Raw genomic sequence first — 23,025 nt, 5'->3', positions numbered from 1 at the left:
CCGGATTGCCGCGCGTCACATAATCTCGGCCGGCCCCCCGGCCGCCGCGATTTCCCCATCTGCCCTGTCGGAGACGCTGACGCCGCCGACCGCTTGCAAATGCTGGAGGCGAACCGGGTATGGGAAATCATCGTCCATCGGCCGGTTCGCCGTAATCTTTAGGGATTATAGCGCCCGATTCCAAGCGGAAACTTACGCCTCAAATACGTTTGTCCCCGAAAACGCGACGACACGATCCCGACCGCCCAAGTCCCGATGAACCCGGGAAAACATCCCTGCCGACGCGCCGATGCCCGCCACCGCCTCGGCCTGGCGCCAGCCGATCTCCACCATCGCCATCCCGCCGGGCGCCAAGAGGCCGGGCAACTGGGGAACGAGGATTCGGTAGTCGTCGAGCCCCTCGGGGCCGGAAAACAGCGCGCCGGCCGGCTCGAAGGCACGCACCGAGGTGTCGAGTTCGGCCGCGTCCTCAACATAGGGCGGATTGGCCAGCACCAGGTCGAACCGGCCGAGATCGGTCGACCAGCCGGGCTGCGTCCAGTCGGCCACCAGCAGCCGCGCGGCCGGGGCGTGGCGATCGGCATTGGCCTGCGCCACCGCCAGCGTGTCGGCCGAGCGGTCGATCGCAACCCCTTCCGCCTCGGGCCAGAGCGACAGCGCCGCCAGCAGCAACGCCCCGGTCCCGGTGCCGAGATCGAGGATCCGCGCGGGAGGGCGGTTGGCCAGCGCTTCGCGAGCGGCCTCGATCAGCGTCTCGGTATCGCCGCGCGGGATCAGCGTCGCCGGGCTGACGTCGAGTTCGAGGCCGTAGAATTCGGCCTTGCCGGTAATGTAGGCGACCGGCTCATGCGCGGCGCGGCGGGCGACCAGCACGGCGAAGCCTTCGGGCGCGGGATCGCGCATACGGCCGAGCAGCAGCTGCGAGCGGGTGACGCCCAGCCCGTGCGCCATCAACACTTCGGCATCGAGGCGGGCAGTATCACTGGTCTCGGCGAGGCGCAGGGCCGCATCGCGGATGGCCTCGGCGACAGTGGCGTGAGGGCTGGTCATAAATCGAACGGCCGCGCCTGATCCTTCGGCCAGCTCTGGATGAGCGGACCTTGGGAATAAACCGGCTGCATGAAATTCCGCTCACCCTGGGCCTGTCGAAGGGTCCCCGGGGAAAGGCGCTTACCCATCCATCGCCGCCAGCCGCTTGGCCTCGTCCTCGGCGATCAGGGCATCGACCAGTTCGGCGAGGCCGGGGCCTTCGAGCACTTCGGGCAGGCGGTGGAGCGTCAGGTTGATGCGGTGATCGGTCACGCGCCCCTGCGGGAAGTTGTAGGTGCGGATACGCTCCGAGCGGTCGCCCGAGCCGACCATCGCCTTGCGCGCCTCGGCCTCGGCGCCCTGTGCTTCATCGCGCATCTTCTCGTAGAGGCGCGCGCGCAGGACCTGCATCGCCTTGGCCTTGTTCTTGTGCTGGCTGCGCTCGTCCTGGCAGGTGACCACCAGGCCGCTGGGCAAGTGCGTGATGCGCACCGCCGAATCGGTGGTGTTGACGTGCTGCCCGCCCGCGCCCGAGGCGCGGTAGATGTCGATCTTGAGGTCCTTGTCCTCGATCGCCACGTCGACCTCGGTGGGTTCGGGCAGGACCGCGACGGTGGCCGCCGAAGTATGGATGCGCCCGCCCGATTCGGTCACGGGCACGCGCTGGACGCGGTGGACGCCGCTTTCGAACTTCAGCTTGGCGAAGACGCCCGAGCCGGTGACGTTGGCGACGACTTCCTTGAAGCCGCCCACGTCGCTGGCATTGGCACTGACCATCTCGACCCGCCAGCCCTGCTCGGCGGCGTATTTCTCGTACATGCGGTAGAGATCGGCGGCGAACAGCGCGGCCTCGTCGCCGCCGGTGCCCGCGCGGATTTCCAGCATCGCCGGGCGCACGTCGGCAGCGTCCCGAGGGAGCATGGCGATGGCGAGGCGGCGCTCGGCCTCGGGCAGCTCGGCCTTGAGCCGCGCGGCTTCCTCGGCGGCAAGGGCGCGCATCTCGGGGTCGGGGTCTTCGAGGCCCAGCAGCGATTCGAGTTCGCCGCGCATCGAGACGACCTCGGCAGCGGCGCGCGCGACGGGTTCAAGCTCGGCATAATCGCGGCTGGCGGCGACGAAAGCCTCGCCCTCCAGCGTGCCGGAGGCAAGGCGCGCCTCCAGTTCGGCCAGACGGCCGCCGAGCTGGGCGAGGCGAATGTCGGAGATCGCCATCAGCGTGCGCCTTCAGGGGCTTCGACAAGCTCAGCCTGAGCGGAAACAGAGGAAACGTGTCTGGAAATCATCGAACCCTCGCACCAACCCCGCTCAGGCTGAGCCTGTCGAAGCCCTTCGCGAAGTCGTGGCCATACCTCCATCACGGCTGCAGCGTCACCAGCACCTGCTCCACGGCCAACCGCGCCGGGGTGGTTTCACCCGCGCGCAAGTTGGCAGTCGGAACGCCGTCCTTGACCACGAACGAGACAATCGCCTTGGCGTTCGACTTCACCGCCTTGTCGAAGCGCTTGCGCGGGCTTCCGGTGGCGATGATCTCGGCATCGATGCCCTGGTGGCGCAGCGCGGTCAGCGTCTTGAGCGCGAAGTGCAGCGCCGCGTCGTCCTCGACCGCGAGCATCGCCGTCAGCGGGGCCTCGGCGGTCTGGCCCGCATCGGCCACCAGCATCGCAAGACGCTCGATCCCGGCCGCCCAGCCGACCGCCGGGGTCTCGGGACCGCCAAGCGCGGCCATCAGCCCATCGTAGCGGCCACCGCCGAGCACGGTCCCTTGCGCGCCGAGGCGATCGGTCACGAACTCGAAGGCAGTGTGGCGGTAATAATCCAGCCCGCGCACCAGCGCCTCGGCGCGGGTCCAGGCGACGCCCGCCGCATCAAGCCCCGAAGTCACCGCGCCGAAGAAGTCCTGCGCCTCGGCCGAGAGGTAGTCGTCGATCTTGGGCGCATCGGCAGTGAAGGGCTTGTCGCGCGGGTCCTTGGAATCGAGGATGCGCAGCGGGTTGCGCTCAAGGCGGTCCTGCGAATCCTCGGACAATGCTTGCCTATGGCCACGGAAGTATTCGACCAGCGCCGCGCGCCAGGCTTCGCGGCTCTCGCCGTCGCCCAGCGTGTTGAGTTGCAGCGTCACGCCGTCGGCGATGCCCAGTTCCTTGAGCAGCTGGTCGGCCATGACGAGGAGTTCCACGTCGGCCATAGGCTCGGCCGCGCCGATCACTTCGGCGTCGATCTGGTGGAACTGGCGGTAGCGGCCCTTCTGCGGACGCTCGTAGCGGAACAGCGGCCCGTGCGTCGCCACCTTGAGCGGCGCGAACTGCTTCCAGCCGTCGGTCAGGTAGGCGCGGGCGATCCCGGCGGTGAATTCGGGGCGCAGGGTCAGCGATTCGCCGCCGCGATCCTCGAACGAGTACATCTCCTTGGAGACCACGTCGGTCGTCTCGCCCAGCGAGCGCGAAAACACGGCGGTCTTCTCGAACACCGGCATTTCCACGCGGCGGAAGCGGTAGAGCTTGCGCACGCGCTCGAAGGTCTCGACGACGTGAGCGAATGCCTCGGCATCGGCGCCGAAGATGTCCTGGGTTCCGCGAATGGCCTGTGGTGTGGTGTTCATGACGCGCGCGTCTAGCCGCAATGGCGCACTTCGTGAAGTGGCCCCGCCATTTTGAGAGGCCAAAACGACGGCATCAATGGTTGCCAAATGCGGCAACAAGCGCAAAGACCTGCGCAATGAAGAATCTGCTCAAGGGCGCGACCCTCCTCACCTCCCTGCTGCTGTCGACTTCCGTTTTCGCGCAGGATGCCAACCGCTCCACGCCGATGGCCCCGCCGCTTCCGCCGGAAATGCCCGCCGCGAAAGACGTGCCTTATGCCGGCACGATCGGCCTGAACATCGACGCGAGTGACATTTCGCGCGGCGTCTACCGCGTCACCCAGACGATCCCGGTCGCACCCGGCGCGCGCGATCTGATCCTGCTGCAGGCGGGCTGGCTGCCCGGCAACCACTCGGAAACCGGACCTTACGGCCTCCTCGCCGACATCCATTTCTATGCGGATGGTAAGGAAATCGCCTGGGTGCGTGACACGGTCGCGGTCAACGCCTTCCACCTCGCGCTGCCCGAGGGGACGAAGACCGTCACCGCGAAGTTCGTCCACACCTCGCCGCTGCAGACCAGCGAGGGGCGCATCACGATGACGCAGGAGATGCTCAACCTCCAGTGGGAGAAGATGAGCCTCTACCCGGCGGGCTATTACACGCGCGGCATCCCGTACAAGCCGACGGTCACCTTCCCCCGGGGCTGGCAAGTGTTCACCGCGCTCGACGGCTTCCAGCGGACCGGCGACACCGTCACCTGGAACACCATCGATTTCGAGCGCCTCGTCGATTCGCCGATCTTCGCCGGCATCCATTCACAGCGCTGGGATCTGGGCCAGAACGTCTTCATGGACGTCGTCGCCGACGAGCCGGACCTCCTCGCGATCAAGCCCGAGAATCTGCAGACCTACCGCAACCTCGTGAAGGAGGCGACGACCACCTTCGGCTCGAAGCACTTCGACCACTACGACTTCCTGCTCGCCCTCACCGACCGCATGGGCGGCATCGGGCTGGAGCATCACCGCTCCAGCGAGAACCAGCAGGAACCGAAGTCGTGGACCGACTGGGCCGGGATGGACTGGGACCGCAACGTCATCGCGCATGAATTCGTGCACAGCTGGAACGGCAAGTTCCGCCGCGGCGCCGATGCCTGGACGCCGGACTACCAGCAGCCGATGCAGAACACGATGCTGTGGGTCTACGAGGGTCAGACCCAGTTCTGGGGCTATGTCCTCGCCGCTCGCTCGGGCGTGCAGTCGCGCGACATGGTCATGGCGATGTTCGCCACCGCTGCGGGCAAGTATGCCGAAGGCACTCCCGGCCGGTCGTGGCGCTCGGTCGAGGACACCGTCAACGCGCCGCAGCTGATGCGCCGCCGTCCGCTGCCCTACACCTCGCTGACCCGCTCGGAAGACTACTACGTCGAGGGCGCGCTGACCTGGCTCGAAGCCGACCAGATCATCCGCAAGGGCACGGGCGGCGCCAAGGGGCTCGACGATTTCGCCAAGGCCTTCTTCGGCGTGCGCGATGGCGACTGGGGCGAAGTGACCTACGACTTCGACGAAGTCGTCAAGGTGCTGAACGGCGTCTACGCCTACGACTGGGCCAGCTTCCTGCGCACGCGCCTCTACGACACCAACCAGCCCGCACCGCTGAACGGCGTGCAGATGGCCGGCTACAAGCTGGTGTGGAAGGACAAGCCCAACGCCTACGAAAAGGGCATCGCCGAGGAGCGCAAGACGCTCGACCTCACCTACTCGCTCGGCGTGACTCTGAACAAGGACGGCGACGTCACCGCGACCTTGTGGGACGGCCCGGCCTACAACGCGGGCATCGTCAATTCGACGAAGATCGTCGCCGTGGGCGGCCGCGCCTATTCGTCCGACGTGATGAAGGACGCGATTACCGCCGCCAAGACCGCCAAGGCGCCGATCAGCCTGCTGATCAAGCGCGGCGAGCGGTATCAGACGGTGGCGATCGACTACCACGGCGGCCTGCGCCACCCCTGGCTGGAAAGCACCACACCGGGCAAGACGAACGGGCTCGACAAGCTGCTCACAGCGCGCACCAAGTAACGGAACTGTCTTAAAACGATTGTCGCCCCGGCTCGTCCGGGGCGATTACGTCCGTATTCGCGCAATCATCGCAGTATCGTCCGAAATGGCTGTTGCGACGCAATAAACGCGACGCTAAGCCCGCGCCCAACGTGCGGCACGCCGCACAGACGAACAGTGCGAAAATAAAGAAGGACCATTATGCGCATCGACATGATCCCCGTCGGCGACAACGCGCCGAAGAGCCTGAACGTCATCATCGAAGTTCCCGTCGGCGGCGAGCCGGTCAAGTACGAGTTCGACAAGGCCTCCGGCGCGCTCTTCGTCGACCGCATCCTGCACACGCCGATGCGCTACCCGGCGAACTACGGCTTCGTGCCGCACACCCTCTCGCCCGATGGTGACCCGCTCGACGCGCTGGTCGTCGCCCGCTCGCCGTTCATCCCGGGCTGCGTGGTCAAGGTGCGCCCGATCGCCGTCCTCAACCTCGAGGACGAGCATGGCGGCGACGAGAAGCTGCTGTGCGTGCCGATCAACTCGACCTTCCCTTACTATTCGCACGTGAACGAGAAGGAAGATCTGCCGGACATCGTCTACCAGCAGGTCGAGCACTTCTTCACCCACTACAAGGACCTGGAAAAGGAAAAGTGGGTTCGCGTCGGTACCTGGGGCAACGCCGCCGATGCCGCCCGCATCGTCGAAGAGGCGATCGAGCGCTACGAGGCGACGAAGGCCGAAGCCTGAATTTAAAGTTCACTTCCCATGTGGACGGGGGCCGGCAGCGCAAGCTGTCCGGCCCCTTGGCTTTTGTGGAGTTCAGCTCACCACGCGCCCGCCGTTGACGCCGATGGTCTGGCCGGTGACGTAGCCCGAAGCCTCATGACACAGCCAGGCGCAGGCATTGGCGATATCGGCGGGCTCGCCCATGCGGCGCACCGGAATCGACTGGAGCAGCAGTTCGGTCGGAACCTGGAAGCGTTCGCGGTTGGCCTCGGACATGATCGTGCCCATCACCGAGCCGGGCGGGATATTGTTCACAGTGATCCCGTAAGGCCCGAATTCCTGCGCCATGGAGCGCGTCATCGTCACCACCGCGCCCTTCGACGAGGAATAGCAGATCATGTTGAGCGCCCCCGTCTGCGCCGACGAGGACGAGACGTTGACGATGCGGCCCCAGCCCGCGTTCTTCATGTCCTTGATCACCAGCTGCGTCATCACCATCGGCCCGCGCACGTTGATGGCGTAGACGAAGTCCCAGCGCTCGTCGGTCAGTTCCTCGAACGGCGTGAAATCGGTCACGCCCGCGTTGTTGACGAGGATCGAGATCGGCCCCAGCGCATCGCGGCATTTCTCCACGGCGGCGGCAGCCTGCTCGCGGTTGGATATGTCGGCGCCCAGCGCGATGGCGGTGCCGCCCGCATCCCTGATCGCCTTCACGGTATCCGCGCAGCGCTCCTCGTCGAGATCGAGCACGCCCACCGCGATGCCGTCCTGCGCCAGCCGCCTGGAACAGGCCGCACCGATTCCGGCCGCGGCCCCGGTGACGATGGCAACACGATACGTCATGAATTCTCTCCTGAAGATTTGTGCCGGAGAGTTACCGAGAATCACGCCCGGCAGAAGTGCGGGTTGAGGCGGCGGAAGCAGAATCCGCCCCGGCGACGTGGCAGCGCCCGCCTTGACCCCTCGCCGCGTCAGCCGGGCCGGATGCGGGTGGCAAGCACGTGCCCGGGTGCGATCGGTTCGGCCGCCAGCGATGCGGGGAGCGAGGCTGCGCGGGCCGCTTTCTCCCGCGCGCCCGCCAGCAGGGCGCGGAAAGAGGGTGCCGGTGCAGCCTCAAGCCGGGCCTGCCGTGCCGCCTCGCGCATCCGGCTGGGGGTGGTGCCGAAGTGTCGGCTGAAGCGTCGGCTGAACGCGGCTTCCGAGCCGTAGCCCGCCAGTTCGGCGATCTCGGCGATTTTCATGCGCTCTTGTCGCAACAGCATGGCGGCGTGCTCCATGCGATGTTCCGCCACGACCTCCATGGGTGCCTTGCCGACCGCCGCGGAAAACACCGCCGCGAAGTTGGAGCGCCCCATCCCCACGGCCCGCGCCAGCGATTCCACCGTCCAGGGATGCGCGGGACTCGCCGCGATCAGCTGCTGCGCCTCCTCCACCGTATTGCGGCTCTCGCCCGAGAGGATGCGTCGGCAGGCCGGGTCCGCGCGCAGCCCGGCGACAAGCAGCATCTCCGCCAGCCGGGTCAGCAGCGCCGTCGCGCCCCCGCCCATGCCCGCCTGCGCGAGGGCATCGACGCCCACAAGGCCGCCCCCCGAACTGCGCAGGAGGGTCGGCAAACCGCCCCGGGAAACGCCGTCCGGCCAGTTCGCCCGCAGCCGCGCGCTCAGCACCCGCGCAGCGGTGCGTCCTTCCCCGAAGCGGCGCGCCGGCGGTAGGTCGGTGCCCTCGTCCCGGCGCAGGACATCGTGGGCGGCGGTCGCGGCGTCAGGCTCGGTGCGCAGCGCATGGGCCTCGCCCGAGAGCACCATGGCCACCTCGCCTGCATCCAGTTGCGCCATGGCCCCGCCCGCACAGGCGATCCGGACCGAGCCATGGATCACCGCATGGACGAAGACCGCGTCGCCTCCTGCCACCGCGCAGCCCGCGCGTTCGGCGAAATCCCCGTAGCACCAGGTCCGCCCGGACAGGCGCACGCCTTCCAGAAGTTCCGACAAGTCCGCAGCCGCGGTGCGCCTCTGGCCGGTAGCAGGCATTGCATCCTCCCGCCGATCCCGTGGACGATCGGTCATGCCGCCGGAGGATATGGGATTGCGCAAGGGCGTCAATCGGGGCGAGAACGCGCGAAACGGGAAAGCGAGAGGCGTGCGACAGGTCGAAATCACCATCGATGTCAGCGATGCGGCGGGCCTTGGCATCGCCGCCGCGATCAGCGCCACCGTAGTGCTGCCCGATCCCGCCGCGCTGCCCGATCACCCCGTGCTCTGCTTTGCCGCGCCGAGCAGCAGCTATGCGCGCGGCTATTACACCTGCGAGCTGCCGGGGCCGGCGCGCGGGGCTGGATCGCAAGCGGCCTTTCACGCGGCGCGCGGGTGGATTTTCGTCGCGCTCGACTGGCTGGGATGCGATGAAGCGCAAGCGCGGGGGACCGGTCGCATCGATCCCGAGGACCTGGGCTACGCGGCTCTCACCGCTGCCGCCGACGCCGCCCGGCAGGACATCGTCCAGCGCCTCGCCAACGGCGTGCTCACGCCCGACTATCCGCCCGTCAGCGCATCCTGCGTGATCGGCATCGGGCAATCGCTCGGCGCGGCCCTGCTGATCTACCAGCAGGCACGCCATCGCAGCTTCGATGGCATCGCCGTCCTCGGTTTCAGCGCCATTCACGCTCACCCGGCCACGCCCCCCGGCGGCCGCCCGGTCACCGTCGCCTGGTATCCACGCGACGCCCGGCTCGACGAATGCCGCGAGCCGCTCAACGCCATCCTGCTCGCCGAGGCGGGGGATGCAGCGTCGCAGGCGGCGTGGGAAGCGATCGCCTGGGGCTTCCACTACGACGACGTCCCTCTCGACGTCGTCGAGCAGGATCTGGCGCATTACGAGGGGATCGCGCGCGGCGACATGGGCGGGGCCGAAACGGCATCACCCTCTCCCCCCTGGTACGCACGCCGAACCCCGCAGCGCGCCGCGCGCTCCACGCTGACGCCGGGCGTCGTCGCATCCGAGGCCGCAGCGATCACCGTGCCCGTCCTTGCCGCGACGGGAGAGCGCGACCTCGTTCCCGACCCCCGCGCCGAGCCGCGCGCCTATCCCTCCGCCCGGAGTATCGACATGTTCGTCTGCCCGCGCATGGGCCACGTTCACAACATGGCCGGAACCCGGGCGCTGCTGTGGGAGCGTATCCATCTGTTCGGGACATGGTGCGTTTCGACGAACGACATGCGAAGTAACACCTAAGCAATCGACAGATAGTCGCCGTCCTGCTTATTGTCCCTGCGCTCACTACAACACATTTCCAGTCGCCCGCAGGGCAAGGACAACGATGACTTACGAAACGTTGATCGCGGTCGACGCGCTCAAGAACATGATTGCATCAGGCGCGGACGTTCTCGTCTTCGACTGCGAATTCGAACTCGGCGCTCCCGACAAGGGGCAGGAGATCTACGCGAAGGGCCATATCCCCGGCGCGCGCTACGCCCATCTCGACGAAGACCTGGCGTCCCCGCCCGATGGCAGCAACGGACGCCACCCCCTGCCCGCGCCGGTGGCGATGGTCGCCTGGCTGCGTGCGCAGGGGCTGCGCAAGGACCAGCAGGTCGTCGCTTATGACAGCAACGGCGGCGCCTGGGCCGCGCGGCTGTGGTGGCTGCTGCGCTGGCTGGGCCACGCCCCCGTCGCCGTGCTCGATGGCGGCAAGCCGGCCTGGGTCGATGCCGGACTGCCGCTCGAGGCAGGCGCTCCGCAGGCCGCCGCCTCGGGCGATTTCGAGCCCCGCGAGACCCTCGTTCCCGCGCCCGTGAACGCCGCCGAAGTGCTCGCCAACATCGACACCGCCGCCGCGCAAGTGCTCGACGCGCGCGATCCATCGCGCTTCGCGGGCACGCCCAACCCGATCGATCCGGTCGCCGGGCATATCCCGGGTGCGCGCAACCGCTTCTTCCGCGACAATCTCGACGCTGGCGGTCGCTTCCGCCCCGCCGAAGAACTCGCCGCCGACTTCGCCGCACTGCTGGGCGAGGCTCCGGCGATCCTGCAATGCGGCTCGGGCGTGACCGCCTGCCACAACGCGCTGGCCATGGCGGTGGCGGGCCTGCCCGGCGGCCGGCTCTACCCGGGATCGTGGAGCGAGTGGATCGCCGACCCCGCGCGGCCAGTGGCGACGGGCTCCGCTTGACGGCCGCGGTCAACGCTGCCGATTAAAGGATTGCAAGCCTCGACATGACAGCACTTGTGAATTGCATTACAACGTAAAAACGCATCTTCTGAGCACCTTGGCGCGGTCGATCCGCGTCACGACGGGTTTGATCCTCGGGGATAGGGACAGGCATGCACAAGGCGCTGTGCGCGAATGTTCTGGGGCGTGCCCGAATGGTTGTCCTCACGGCGTTGCTCGCCATGACCGCCCCTGCACAAGGTCATGCGGCAATGTCGAGGGTTGGGTCCAAAGTCGGGCCGAGGGTTGCGCCGACGGCGGGACCGACGGTCGCGCAGGCAGGTGCCTCGGCGATGGAACTGCGCGACTTGCGCGGCTACGACACCAGCGGCGATCCCGAGGCTGCGCTGCGCCATGTCGATGACGTTCTCTCCCGTGCCGGCGGCGACCCGGGCATCGATCCGGTCGATCTGCTCTATGCCCAGGCGGTGAAGGCGCGCGCGCTCTCCTCGCTCGATCGGAGCGAGGAAGCGCTGGCGCTGTTCCGCGCCGTCGACAGCGGCCTTGCCGCCCGCAAGGCCCCGCTCACACCCGAACGCGCCAGCCTGCTGCTGCACATCGGCTCCGAGCTCGGCACGCTGGGCAAGCTGGACGAGGCGCAGGACTATACCGGACGCGCGCTGGCTCTCGCCGGGAAGCTGGGCGGGCGCCGGAGCCCCGAATATGCCGAAGCGCTCTACGGCATGGCCCTGCTCGACTACAGGCGCGGCGCACAAGGCGCGGCCATCCCCAGGATCGCCGAAGCACTGACGATCGCGCGCGCTCACGCGCTGGCCACGGGAGAAAACCTCGACAGCCCGGCGGAATACGGCATCAGCCTCAGCGCGCTGCAACTGAACGTGTCGGACGGCGACAGCGCCATCCTCACTGCCCGCGAGGCCGTCGCCTGGGCCGAGGCCCACTTGCCCGACAACCACCGCCTGCGCGTGCAGGCGACGCAGCAGCTTGGCGCCATCCTCGTCGAGACCGACCAGTACGCCCAGGCCATCCCGATCCTGCGTACCGCCCTTGAAAAGCGGCGTGCGATCCTGCCCGCGAACGACCCGAAGCTGGCGCTCTCGCTTCATGCCCTCGCCTATGCGCTCGACGATGCCGGTATGCGGGCCGAGGCCGGTCCGCTCTACGACAAGGCCGTCGCCATCTTCGAGAGCAACCCCGACCGCATGCAGGCCAACAGCCTCTCCACCATGATCGGCGAGCAGGCGCGCATGGCGCAGTGGGAAGGAGACCAGACGCGCGGCCTTGCCTTGCGCGAAAAAGCGCTGGCGGTGGCCCGCCGCTATTCCGCCTCGCCCGAGGACCTGACAGTGCTGACGGCCGAGTACAACCTGGCCTCCGCGCTCGTCACCGCCGGGCGGGTGGATGCGGCCCGGCCGCTGCTCGACCATGCGCAGAAGGGCTTCCTCGCCGGCACCGGACCGACGAACAAGCGACGCTTTACCGCCGCTGCGCTATCCGCCCGCATTGCCGTCAGGGAAGGCCGCAAGGCCGAAGCGCTGGCCTCGCTGGGCGATGCGCTGACGCCGCTGCGCACGCGCCTGCTCGACCGCGCGACCGCGCGGCGCGACCTGGTGACGATGGCCGGCGAATCGCGCGGTGTCTTCATGCAGCTGGCGCGGATCGCGATCGACACCGGCGCGCCCGACCTTGCCTTCGACGCGCTGCAGATGGCGAACCTGGGCGACCTGCAGGGGGCGTTCTCCTCGCTCGCCGCGCTTCAGGACGGTTACGGCGCCGATGCACGCGAAGCGATCCGCAGCTATCTCGCCCTGGCGGCAGATGGGCGGCAGTTGCGCAAACGCCTAGACCGCGCCCTGATCGCCGGCGACAACGCCGCCGTCACGGATCTGGGCGGCGAGGTCACCCGTAGCGATGCCCGTCTGCGCGAAGCCGATGCGCGTCTCGCGGCGCTGGTGCCCGGTTACCGCACGCTGACAGCCGTCGAGCCCGCGCGTCTTGCCGACGCCCGCGCACGGCTGCGGCGCGGACAGGCGCTGCTGCTCATCGGCGCCGACGAGATCGGGCTGGTGACGCAGCTGGTCACGCACGATGGGGTCGTCTCGGGCGATGCCGAAGTCTCGGGGCGGCACCTGGTGCAGCTCCAGCAGCGCCTGCGCGCCTCCATAGAGAACGGCCTCCTCGACGAAGGCCGCGCCGGGTTCGACCGGCAGGCTGCGTTCGAACTGTTCCGCCTGATTTTCCCCGAACCGGTGCGCAAGGCCCTGCGATCGGTCCGGGAACTCGAAATCCTCGCACCCGGCAGTCTCTCCACCGTCCCGTTCGCCGCGCTGGTCACCCGCACGCCGGAGGGCGCGGACACCGACCCGCAGGCGCTGCGCGGGACACGCTGGCTGGCCCGTGATCTGGCCACCAGCGTGATGATCAGCGCCGAACCGCTCCCCCGGCGCGCGCAGACGGGAGAGCGGGCGGCGACCTTCGCGGGCATCGGCGCGCCGCTGCTGGGACCGCCGACCATGCTGGCCACGCGCTCGGCCTCGGCACTGAAGGCAGGAGACGTCAGCGTGGAATCGCTCGCCCGGCTCGGCAGTCTGCCCGACGCCGAGCGCGAATTGCGCACCATGGCCAGCCATTTCGCCGGTACCAGCCAGCTTCTGGTCGGCCCGCAGGCGACCGAGACGGCGGTGAAGCAGGCACCGCTCGACCAGGCGCGGGTGATCGCCTTCGCGACGCACGGCCTCGTCGGCGGCGGCCTTCGCGGGATGGTGGAGCCGGCTCTTGTGATGACCCCGCCCCAAGTCGCGACGCCGCTCGACGACGGGCTGCTGACAGCCTCCGAAGTCGCGCAGCTGCGTCTCGACGCGGACTGGGTGATCCTTTCCGCCTGCGACACCAGTGCGGGCGACAGCGAGAATGCGCCGACTTATTCGGGCCTCGCGCGGGCCTTCATCTCGGCGGGATCACGGGCGCTGCTGCTCTCGCACTGGCCGGTGCGCGACGACGTGGCCGGGCGGCTGACGCTGCGCACCCTCGAAGGCGCGCGCGGCAAGGTTTCGCGCGCAGAGGCGCTGCGGCGCGCGCAAGTCGAGCTGCTGGAAGCACGCGACGTGCCCGGCGGGGCGCATCCCGCGACGTGGGCGCCGTTCGTGCTGGTGGGGGATTGAGGGCGGGCGTCAGGCCACTTCGATCCAAATTTCAAATCGTCATTGCGGGCGTAGCGAAGCAATGACGAAGTGAGTTATCGGCCCCCTCACGTTCGCGTGAGGGGGCCTCCAGCCCCTTACTTCGCCAGTTCAGCCTCGATCGCGCCGACCAGCAGCGGGTCCTGCGGCGCAGTGCCCGGCGCGAAGCGACCGGCAACCGAACCATCGCGCGCGATCAGGAACTTCTCGAAGTTCCACAGCACTTCGGGGTCGTCGTTCGGGGTCATGCCGTAGCCCTTGAACTTCTCCTTCATTCCCTCGACGTCGCCCTGCTTGGTGGGCACGGCCTCGGTCAGCGCGGCGTAAAGCGGCTGCTTGGCCTCGCCGGTGACATCGGCCTTGGCGAAGAGCGGGAACGAGACGCCGTAGTTCACCGAGCAGAACTCGGCGATTTCCTCATGCGTGCCGGGCTCCTGCGCGCCGAAGTCGTTGGCCGGGAAGCCCAGCACCTCGAAGCCCTTGTCCTTGTATTCGCCGTAGATCGCCTCGAGACCCTCGTACTGCGGAGTGAGGCCGCACTTGGAGGCGACGTTGACCACCAGCAGCACCTTGCCGGCGTGTTCGCCGAGGGTGTCGGGCTTGCCGTCGATGCGGGTGAGCGGGATGGAGGCGAGGTCGGCCATTGGAAGTTCTCCCATTAGAGTTCGGGCGGGTTATGCGGCGGCAGGATGACCGCCGCAAGACTATGCCGGCAAACCGCCGAGGACCGGAGAAATCCACTCCTGGTCATGGGCGAAGGGCATCTCCGCACCATCGCGAAGGGCGGTGAGGATCGCGGCGAAGTCCGTCCCGGCCCGCCATCCAAGCAGCCGTTCGGCCTTGGCGGGATCGTAGACCCGCTCGATCCGCTCGGGCAGCACCCAGCCGGCGCGGGCGTAGAGATCGGCGGCGTCGGGGTGGTAACGGGCGATCACCGCGCGCGCATCGCGGGCCAGTTCCGCCGCATCCTCGCGCACGAAAGGCGGCGGGGCGGAGAGCACGAACGTCTCGCACCCTTCGATCCGCTCCAGCGCGGCAAGGTGGGCTATTGCGGCGTCGCCCACGGTCAGCCGACGGTTCAGGAACTCGTTCGCCTTGAGGTTGGGGCCGGAGGGGACCACGTGCGTATCGTCGTCCTCCGGGAAGAAGCGCCCGGTGCGCAGGATCGCGACCGCCATGCCGTGCTCGCGCGCGACGAGGCGGCACATGTCCTCGGCCGTGCGCTTGGTGATGCCGTAGACGTTGCGCGGGGCGAGCGGGCCGAATGCCTCGTCCATCCACCACGCACCGTGCTCGCCCGCCCCGGCACGCACGTCGTCGCGGACCATCAGCGAGGTCGTGGACGTGAACACGAAGCGCGCGTGCCCGGCCTCCACCGCCGCTTCCAGCAGGTTGAGCGTTCCCGTCACATTGACGTCGACGAAAGCCTGCCGCCCGAAGCGCGCGATGTCCGGCTTGTGCAGCGCGCCCGAGTGGATCACCGCCTCGATCCCGTGCTCGGCGATAGTGCGGAACACCAGCGCGCGGTCGGCCACCGAGCCCAGCACCATGGTCGCCGCACCCGCCGCCACGTCGAGGCCGACGACCTCGTGCCCGCGCGAAGCCAGCAGCGGCGCCAGATGCCGCCCCAGCCAGCCCGACGAGCCCGTCAGCAGGACGCGCATAGGTTCATGCCGGGACGCGGTAGTCGGCGATGATCGCGCCTGCTTCGGCCAGTTCGGCCTCGTGGCTTTCCTCGCGCCAGGTCTCGGCGAGGGCTTCGGCTTCCCACTCGCGCATGGCCGGGTGAGCCAGCATCGCATCGACCCACGCCTGCCCGCCGCCCACGTCGAGGCCATACGTGCGGATGCGGAAGGCGACCGGCGCGTAGAAGGCGTCGATGGCGGTGAACTCGGCGCCCGCCAGCCAGGGTCCGCCGAAACGGTCGAGCCCTTCCTCGAACAATTCGCGCAGGCGGTGGATCTCGCGCACCAGCGCGCCGCTCATCGGCCGCAGCTTCACGCGCACGCCCACGTTCATCGTGCACACGTTGCGCAGGGCGGAGAAGCCCGCGTGCATCTCGCATACCGCGCTCTGGGCGAAGGCACGGGCGTCCGGAGCCTTGGGCCAGACGGTAGGGTGGCGGTCGGCGAGGTACAGCGTGATGCCGAGCGAGTCCCAGACAGTGCGCTCCTCGTCGATCAGCGCGGGGACCTGCCCGGTGGGCGAGAAGCTGCGGAAGGCGTCGTAGTTCACCGGCATGGTGAAGGGCTCAAGCTCATCCTCGAACGGGATGGCGAGCGCCTTCATCAGCACCCACGGGCGCAGCGACCAGCTCGAATAGTTCCGGTTCGCGGTGATGAGGGTGTAAGTCATGGATGGTCCCTTGCGAAGAGTGCGCGAGGGATAGCGTGAAGTTTGCGGCGTGGCGAGAGGCGCGAGGTTCATCCCCGAGCTTGTCTCGGGGAGGTGGCAGCCCGTCAAGGCTGACGGAGGGGGAATTGTTCAAACACTCCCCCTCCACCACCGACTTCGTCGGCGGTCCCCCTCCCCGAGCAAGCTCGGGGAGGAATTGCCTAATCAACTCACGTAATGCGCGGTCGTCTTCGCGGCGACTTCCTCAGCCGTCACGCCGGGCGCCAGTTCGATCAGCTTGAACGGGCTGTCGTGATCCGGACGCTGGAACACCGCGAGGTCGGTGATCACCATGTCCACCACGTTGCGTCCCGTCAGCGGCAGGGTGCAGCCGGGGATGAACTTGGGATCGCCGTTCTTGGAGGTGTGCTCCATCACCACGATGATCTTCTTCACACCCGCGACGAGGTCCATGGCGCCGCCCATGCCCTTGATCATCTTGCCGGGGATCATCCAGTTGGCGATGTCACCGTTCTCGGCCACTTCCATCGCGCCCAGCACGGTCAGGTCGATGTGCCCGCCGCGGATCATGCCGAAGCTGGTGGCGCTGTCGAAATAGGCCGAGTGCGGCAGTTCGCTGATGGTCTGCTTACCCGCATTGATGAGATCGGGATCGACTTCGTCCGGGTAGGGGAACGGCCCGATGCCGAGCATCCCGTTCTCGCTCTGCAAGGTGACGGTGATGTCGGACGGCACGTAGTTCGCCACTAGCGTCGGAATGCCGATGCCGAGGTTCACGTAGAACCCGTCCTGCAGTTCCTTCGCCGCGCGGGCGGCCATTTCATTACGATTCCAGGCCATTACGCGCTCTCCCTTTCGCGGGTGGTCGTGAACTCGATCTTCTTGTCGTAGGGCGCGCCCACGACGATGCGCTGGACGAAGACGCCCGGCAGGTGGATCGCGTCGGGATCGAGCGAGCCGGTGGGGACGATCTCCTCCACCTCGACCACGCAGACCTTGCCGCAGGTGGCGGCGGGCACGTTGAAGTTGCGCGCGGTCTTGCGGAACACGACGTTGCCGGTTGCGTCCGCCTTCCACGCCTTGACGATCGACAGGTCGGCGAAGATGCCTTCCTCGAGGATGTAGTCCTCACCCCGGAACTGCTTCACTTCCTTGCCCTCGGCGACCTGGGTGCCGACGCCGGTCTTGGTGTAGAAGCCGGGAATGCCGGCGCCGCCTGCCCGCATGCGCTCGGCCAGCGTGCCCTGCGGGCAGAACTCGACCTCGAGTTCCCCTGCGAGGAACTGGCGTTCGAACTCCTTGTTCTCGCCGACGTAGGACGAGATCATCTTCTTCACCTGCTTGGTGCGCAGCAGCTTGCCGATGCCTTCGTTGTCGATACCGGCATTGTTCGAGGCGAACGTCAGGTCCTTCACGCCCGAATCGCGGATCGCATCGAGCAGCCTTTCCGGGATGCCGCAAAGCCCGAAACCGCCGCTGGCGATCAGCAGGCCGTCCTTGAGCACGCCTTCCAGCGCGGCCTCCGCACTGGGGTAGATCTTGTTCATCGAGGCAGATCCTCTTCTCCGTTTCACGCGGGAGGCTAGACAGCTTCTCCTATCACGAATAGCGATTGTTTTTTATCGGTTCCGATAGACACTGATTATGAAACGCATCGCCCTGTTCCATCTTGAGACGTTGATGTGGATCGACCGGCTCGGCACGTTCGCGGCGGCGGCGGCGCGGCTCAACACCACGCAGCCCGCGATTTCCGCGCGCGTGCGCGAGATCGAGGAGCAACTGGGCGTCCCCCTGTTCCAGCGCGAGGGGCGGCGCATGGTGCTTTCCGCGCGCGGGCGGCGACTGGTGCAGGCGAGCGAGCCGCTTTACCACGGCCTCGAACAGGTACTGCTGGAGGCGAGCGACTTCGCGGGCGCCACCGCCGCCGTGCGCATCGGTTCGGGCGAGATCGCGGCGGCCAGCTGCCTGCCCGCCTTCATCCAGGCCATTGAGCGCGACCGTCCCGGCGTCGCCATGGAGATCGAGATCGACCTCACCGCGCCGCTGCTCCAGCAACTGCTGGCGGGCACTCGCGACATCGTGTTCCTCGCCGGGCCGGTGGCCAGCCCCGGAATGCGCACCGCCTCGATCGGCTCGGTCGAACTGGTGTGGTGCGCTGGTGCCGAAGTGGCGGAAAACGGCGGTTTCGCGAAGGCCCTGCCGGTGTGGTCGCTGCCCGATCACTCGCCGCTCCATGCAGTGACTCACGAGACGCTGGAAGCTCACGGCATCGTCCCGCGCGCGCTGCACACCTGCAACAACGTGCGCACCCTCATCGAGATCGTCGCCAGCGGTCAGGGCGCGGCCGTGCTGCCCGAAACCATGGTGCGCGACCGCCTCGCCGCCGGACACTTGCACGAAGTGCTCCCGCGCCCCCGCCACCACGTCCACTTCGAGGCCGCGATCCGCACCCGTGAGCGCGACCCGGTGATCCTCGACCTCTTCGCGCGGGCGAGCGAACTGCGGATCGAGCCGGGGGCCTGACCCTTCGACAAGCTCAGGGTGAGCGGAGGTAAGGCAAATCTCTCAAACCCGCTCAGGCTGAGTGCTGGGCCTGTCGAAGTATCGAAGCCCCCACCACCCGCGCGCCCGTTTCAAACCATTTCCCGCGCCGTTTTCCCGCAACCCCGCAGCCCGCCATTCGTTTTACCAAGGCCCCATGTTTGATCCCGGTCATGGAAATCCCACCGTCGCGGGTTAGCCTGAGGATGCCTAAGAGGGAGAACGACCATGCGCTCGATACTCGTCAATGCCGACCGCAAGCCGGGCAGCGATGCCCGCCTCCAGACCGCCGTGGACATCGCCCGACGCGAGAACGGCCATGTCACCGTGCTCGTCGACACCCCCGTCTCGCGCTACATCGCGATGGACCCGATGGGCGGCAGCTACGTGATCTCCGAAGCGCTCGACAAGGCGCTGGAGGCCGACGACGAAGTCGCCGCCGCCGCCGAGACCCGCCTCGCAGACGCGGGCGTGCCCTTCGAGGTGATCCGCTGCGAGGACGACCCCGTCACCGCCTTCGCCTATGCCGCCCGCCTTGCCGACCTGATCGTCGTATCGCGCTCGGGCGGGCTTGCCGGAGACCTTGCCCTGCGCGCCCGCGCGCCGGTGCTCGCGCTGGCGGAAACCCCGCTCAAGGTGCCGGTCGGAACCGCCTGCATCGGCTGGGACGGCGGGGAGCAGGCCGCCGCCGCCCTGCGCGCCGCCGCGCCGCTGCTTGCGCAGTGCTCCACTGTCAAGCTGATCTGCGTGGTAGAGAAGGAAGGCGGCTTCCCCGCCACCGATGCCCTGCGCTACCTCTCGCGCCACGGCGTCAACGCCGAACTGGAGGAGCACGAGCGGGTCCACTCGACTCAGGAGACGCTGGCCGCCGCTGCGCAAGGGGCGGACCTCCTCGTCATGGGCGCCTACGGCAAGAATCGCGTGCGCGAGTTCCTGTTCGGCGGCGTGACCGAGTTCTTCCTCAAGGAAGAAACGGCGCCCGCGCTGCTTCTCGCCCACTGAATAACGCCCGACATATCGATCTGCGGCGCCGGCCCGAAAGGGCGCGGCGCCGCAGTTTTATGGCGATTCCGGGTCACATGCTCACCTTGGCAAGGTCTTTCCGCGGCGCAGCAAGCAAAGGATTGCAGTCCATCGCTGAGGCGCTGTGTGCTCACGTAAACGTAAAGGTAAATTTGAAAGTCGGCTCATTATCATACATGGCGGAAACCCTGACATTTCGTTCAGAAAACATGACTCTTTGCAGCTAAATGCAACTTTGGTTCACAATTTCGCAACACGACCTATCCTTTTCGCACTTGCACAAAAGCCGATTCGGGGGCATACAGACGGTGCCTTTCAGGCATCCTCTCCCAAAACTTCCACGGCCTGGTCGGAAACGACCGGGCCTTTTTTCTTGTCCGGGTAATGCGCGAATTCCGCCGCTCGGAAAGGGAACACGCGCCGACTGTACGGGTTCGAATTGCATTCCCCGGTGGCGATACCCAGCTATCCTCCACCGGCCGGTCGATCAGCATGATGACCGCTACGGGATCGAGGAAGGAACACCCCGCACATGGCGGATACTGAAACCAGAACCGAAGACCGCACCATAAAGCTGCAGGTCGCCGCCGCTCGTCAGGAAGAGAGCGGCCAGGGCATCGCCCGCCTGTCTCGCGCCGCATTGGGCGAGATCGGCGCCATGGAAGGCGACGTGCTCGAAATCACCGGCAAGGCCGTGACCGTGGCCCGCGCCGTCCTTGCGTTCGAGGAGGACGAGGGCCTCTCCGTCATCCGCCTCGACGGCCTCCAGCGCGGCAATGCCGAAGTCGGATCGGGCGATCACGTCACCGTGCGCAAGACCGAATCGCGCCCCGCCCAGCGCGTCGTCTTCGCGCCCGCGCAGAAGGACATGCGCCTGCAAGGCCCGTCCGCCGCACTCAAGCGCAACTTCTTCCAGCGCCCCATGGTGCAGGGAGACCTCGTCGCCACCACCGGCCAGCAGCAGGTCGCGGACATCCCGCCCCAGCTGCGCCGCATGTTCAACGCGCCCGCCTATGCGCTGACCCAGATCCGCCTCAACGTCGTCTCCACCACCCCGCGCGGCATCGTCCACATCGACGAGAACACCGAAGTCGAACTGCGCGAGGTCTTCGAGGAAGCCCACGACGCGCGCGGCGACGTCAACTACGACGACGTCGGCGGCATGAGCGACACCATCCGCCAGCTGCGCGAAATGGTCGAACTGCCGCTGCGCTACCCCGAACTGTTCACCCGCCTCGGCGTCGCCCCGCCCAAGGGGGTGCTGCTCCACGGCCCGCCGGGGACCGGCAAGACGCGCCTGGCACAGGCCGTCGCCAACGAGAGCGAGGCCAGCTTCTTCTCGATCAACGGCCCCGAGATCATGGGATCCGGCTACGGCGAGAGCGAGAAGCACTTGCGCGAGATCTTCGAGGAGGCGACCAAGTCCGCCCCCGCGATCGTCTTCATCGACGAGATCGACTCGATCGCCCCCAAGCGCGACCAGGTCCACGGCGAAGCGGAAAAGCGCCTCGTCGCCCAGTTGCTCACGCTGATGGACGGCCTCAACAGCCGCGCGCACGTCGTCGTCATCGCCGCCACCAACCGCCCCGACGCCATCGACGAGGCCCTGCGCCGCCCCGGCCGCTTCGACCGCGAGATCGTCATCGGCGTGCCCGACGAAAAGGGCCGCCGCGAGATCCTCGGCATCCACACGCGCGGCATGCCGCTGAGCGAGCGCGTGGACCTGAACGAGCTGGCCCGCACCACCCACGGCTTCGTCGGCGCCGACCTTGCCGCCCTCGCCCGCGAGGCCGCGATCGAGGCGGTGCGCCGCATCATGCCCAAGCTCGACCTCGAGGCACGCACCATCCCCGCCGAAGTGCTCGACAACCTGCAGGTCTACCGCGAGGACTTCCTCGCCGCCCTCAAGCGCGTCCAGCCCTCCGCCATGCGCGAGGTCATGGTGCAGGTGCCGAACATCGGCTGGGCCGACATCGGCGGCCTGGACGAGGCGCAGATCAAGCTCAAGGAAGGCATCGAACTGCCGCTGAAGAACCCCGAGGCGTTCCACAAGCTGGGCATCCGCCCGGCCAAGGGCTTCCTCCTCTACGGCCCGCCCGGCACCGGCAAGACCCTGCTGGCCAAGGCCGTGGCGAAAGAGGCCGAGGCGAACTTCATCTCGATCAAGTCGTCCGACCTGCTCAGCAAGTGGTACGGCGAAAGCGAACAGCAGATCGCCAAGCTGTTCGCCCGCGCCCGTCAGGTGGCCCCCTGCGTGATCTTCATCGACGAGATCGACAGCCTCGTCCCCGCCCGCGGCATGGGCGGCGGCGGCAGCGAACCGCAAGTCACCGCCCGCGTGGTCAACACCATCCTCGCCGAGATGGACGGGATGGAGGAACTGCAGTCGGTCGTCCTCGTCGGCGCCACCAACCGCCCGGCACTGGTCGACCCTGCCCTCCTACGCCCCGGCCGCTTCGACGAACTGGTCTACGTCGGCACGCCCGACGCACCGGGCCGCGAACACATCCTCGGCATCCACACCAGCCGCATGCCGCTGGCCGAAGACGTGCGCCTTGGCGAGATCGCCGACCGCACCGAACGCTTCACCGGCGCGGATCTGGAAGACGTCGTCCGCCGCGCCGGCCTCATCGCCATCCGCAAACGCGGCGCGAGCGTGGAAGAAGTGACGATGCAGGACTTCGAGGAAGCCCTCGAAGACAGCCGCGCCACCGTGACCGAAGCCATGGAAGACGAATACCAGCGCATGAAAGGCGAGTTGAAAAAGCGCGCCATGGAAGTGACGCCGATCGGCTTCATCGCCCCGGGCATGGTGGAAAGCACACGCGAACGGAAGCACTGAGGGCCGGGGTGGGGCGCGGGATTTCCGGCGTCACCATCCCACCTCGCCGCTGTTTTCTCGCCCCCACCCTCGGCGCTGTTTCCCTCACCCTCGTCATTGCGAGCGTAGCGAAGCAATCCAGAGCGGCTTGAGCCCACGCTCGCGATGCGAACCTTCCGCCAAAGCAAAAGCCCGGTCCGTTGCGGCCGGGCTTTTGTCGTTTCAGGCAGGGAAGAAGGGAGAAGAGGAAATGCGAGGGCCATCGCCCTCGCGCTCCCGGGAATTGGCGAAGTTCGGCTGATTGTGGAATGACGATTTTACGCCTGAAAAATACCATAGTCGATATTTGGGAAAACTCTACCGGGCACCTTATTGGATAAGAGAAAAATTGTAGATAATCTTATACTTACATATTATGCTTCACCGATTATGGCTCCACCGCCATGGAACGCAAATTTCGATCTCAACAAGGGGTTTTTAATGGATTATCAATCTTATACCAAAACCTGTGGAATCTGACTCACCGAGGGTATCGGGTTTGGCGCTGACGT

General features: G+C 67.4%; 18 protein-coding genes. 8 read left to right on the top strand and 10 right to left on the bottom strand.

Going from position 1 to position 23,025, the window contains the following annotated elements:
* Positions 1-192: 192 nt before the first annotated feature.
* The 3 genes from prmC to hisS all read right to left on the bottom strand — a co-directional run bounded on the left by prmC (position 193) and on the right by hisS (position 3,628).
* Positions 193-1,050: a peptide chain release factor N(5)-glutamine methyltransferase gene (gene prmC / locus ACODRZ_RS19245; protein WP_488972116.1), complete on the bottom strand. Its 858-nt coding sequence runs from the start codon at positions 1,048-1,050 to the stop codon at positions 193-195.
* 120 nt (positions 1,051-1,170) lie between these two features.
* Complete coding sequence (gene prfA / locus ACODRZ_RS19240) at positions 1,171-2,241, bottom strand: peptide chain release factor 1 (RefSeq protein ID WP_488972115.1); 1,071 nt, start codon at positions 2,239-2,241, stop codon at positions 1,171-1,173.
* Between the two features lie 142 nt (positions 2,242-2,383).
* On the bottom strand, positions 2,384-3,628 hold the full coding sequence (gene hisS, locus ACODRZ_RS19235) for a histidine--tRNA ligase (protein WP_488972114.1): 1,245 nt from the start codon (positions 3,626-3,628) through the stop codon (positions 2,384-2,386).
* 116 nt (positions 3,629-3,744) lie between these two features.
* On the opposite strand from hisS, the gene ACODRZ_RS19230 reads away from it, so the two are divergent.
* Both ACODRZ_RS19230 and ppa read left to right on the top strand, forming a co-directional pair.
* The gene (locus ACODRZ_RS19230) at positions 3,745-5,685 is read left to right on the top strand and encodes a M61 family metallopeptidase (RefSeq protein ID WP_488972113.1); all 1,941 of its coding nucleotides are present in this window, start codon (positions 3,745-3,747) and stop codon (positions 5,683-5,685) included.
* A 180-nt stretch (positions 5,686-5,865) separates the two neighbouring features.
* Positions 5,866-6,408 carry an inorganic diphosphatase gene (ppa, locus tag ACODRZ_RS19225; protein WP_488972112.1) on the top strand — a complete coding sequence of 181 codons (543 nt, stop codon included), beginning with the start codon at positions 5,866-5,868 and terminating at the stop codon, positions 6,406-6,408.
* Positions 6,409-6,480: 72 nt separating this feature from the next.
* Here the strand turns inward: ppa and ACODRZ_RS19220 are convergent, their stop codons facing one another.
* Positions 6,481-7,230 (bottom strand): SDR family NAD(P)-dependent oxidoreductase, encoded by a 750-nt coding sequence (locus tag ACODRZ_RS19220; protein ID WP_488972111.1) that lies wholly within the window; start codon positions 7,228-7,230, stop codon positions 6,481-6,483.
* Between the two features lie 128 nt (positions 7,231-7,358).
* A complete protein-coding gene (locus ACODRZ_RS19215; protein WP_488972110.1) occupies positions 7,359-8,417 on the bottom strand; it encodes an AraC family transcriptional regulator in 1,059 nt (352 codons plus the stop codon).
* Positions 8,418-8,526: 109 nt separating this feature from the next.
* Between ACODRZ_RS19215 and ACODRZ_RS19210 the strand changes: the two genes are divergently transcribed.
* The 3 genes from ACODRZ_RS19210 (at position 8,527) to ACODRZ_RS19200 (ending at position 13,716) form a co-directional block, all read left to right on the top strand.
* Complete coding sequence (locus ACODRZ_RS19210; RefSeq protein ID WP_488972109.1) at positions 8,527-9,618, top strand: hypothetical protein; 1,092 nt, start codon at positions 8,527-8,529, stop codon at positions 9,616-9,618.
* Positions 9,619-9,703: 85 nt separating this feature from the next.
* Entirely contained in the window at positions 9,704-10,555 is an 852-nt protein-coding gene (locus ACODRZ_RS19205) for a sulfurtransferase (RefSeq protein WP_488972108.1), read from the top strand.
* A 194-nt stretch (positions 10,556-10,749) separates the two neighbouring features.
* A complete protein-coding gene (locus tag ACODRZ_RS19200; protein ID WP_488972107.1) occupies positions 10,750-13,716 on the top strand; it encodes a CHAT domain-containing protein in 2,967 nt (988 codons plus the stop codon).
* Between the two features lie 116 nt (positions 13,717-13,832).
* Here the strand turns inward: ACODRZ_RS19200 and ACODRZ_RS19195 are convergent, their stop codons facing one another.
* The 5 genes from ACODRZ_RS19195 to ACODRZ_RS19175 form a co-directional block, all read right to left on the bottom strand.
* Positions 13,833-14,378 (bottom strand): glutathione peroxidase, encoded by a 546-nt coding sequence (locus ACODRZ_RS19195; RefSeq protein WP_488972106.1) that lies wholly within the window; start codon positions 14,376-14,378, stop codon positions 13,833-13,835.
* Positions 14,379-14,438: 60 nt separating this feature from the next.
* Entirely contained in the window at positions 14,439-15,398 is a 960-nt protein-coding gene (locus ACODRZ_RS19190; RefSeq protein WP_488972105.1) for an NAD-dependent epimerase/dehydratase family protein, read from the bottom strand.
* 4 nt (positions 15,399-15,402) lie between these two features.
* Positions 15,403-16,089, bottom strand: a complete 687-nt coding sequence (locus ACODRZ_RS19185) for a glutathione S-transferase family protein (RefSeq protein WP_488972104.1) — start codon at positions 16,087-16,089, stop codon at positions 15,403-15,405.
* 204 nt (positions 16,090-16,293) lie between these two features.
* Positions 16,294-16,929 carry a CoA transferase subunit B gene (locus tag ACODRZ_RS19180; protein WP_488972103.1) on the bottom strand — a complete coding sequence of 212 codons (636 nt, stop codon included), beginning with the start codon at positions 16,927-16,929 and terminating at the stop codon, positions 16,294-16,296.
* Positions 16,929-17,636, bottom strand: a complete 708-nt coding sequence (locus tag ACODRZ_RS19175) for a CoA transferase subunit A (protein WP_488972102.1) — start codon at positions 17,634-17,636, stop codon at positions 16,929-16,931. Before ACODRZ_RS19175 ends, ACODRZ_RS19180 begins: the two co-directional genes overlap by 1 nt.
* 97 nt (positions 17,637-17,733) lie before the next feature.
* Here ACODRZ_RS19175 and ACODRZ_RS19170 point away from each other — a divergent pair, with 97 nt between their 5' ends.
* The 3 genes from ACODRZ_RS19170 (at position 17,734) to ACODRZ_RS19160 (ending at position 22,495) form a co-directional block, all read left to right on the top strand.
* Entirely contained in the window at positions 17,734-18,612 is an 879-nt protein-coding gene (locus tag ACODRZ_RS19170; RefSeq protein ID WP_488972101.1) for a LysR family transcriptional regulator, read from the top strand.
* A 246-nt stretch (positions 18,613-18,858) separates the two neighbouring features.
* The gene (locus tag ACODRZ_RS19165) at positions 18,859-19,632 is read left to right on the top strand and encodes a universal stress protein (protein ID WP_488972100.1); all 774 of its coding nucleotides are present in this window, start codon (positions 18,859-18,861) and stop codon (positions 19,630-19,632) included.
* Positions 19,633-20,185: 553 nt separating this feature from the next.
* Positions 20,186-22,495: a CDC48 family AAA ATPase gene (locus tag ACODRZ_RS19160; RefSeq protein ID WP_488972099.1), complete on the top strand. Its 2,310-nt coding sequence runs from the start codon at positions 20,186-20,188 to the stop codon at positions 22,493-22,495.
* The last annotated feature ends 530 nt before the right edge of the window (positions 22,496-23,025 follow it).

Source organism: Novosphingobium sp. FG90, from assembly GCF_057808725.1.
The sequence above is the reverse complement of the archived record's forward strand: the minus strand, read 5'-3'. Positions and strand labels throughout refer to the sequence as shown.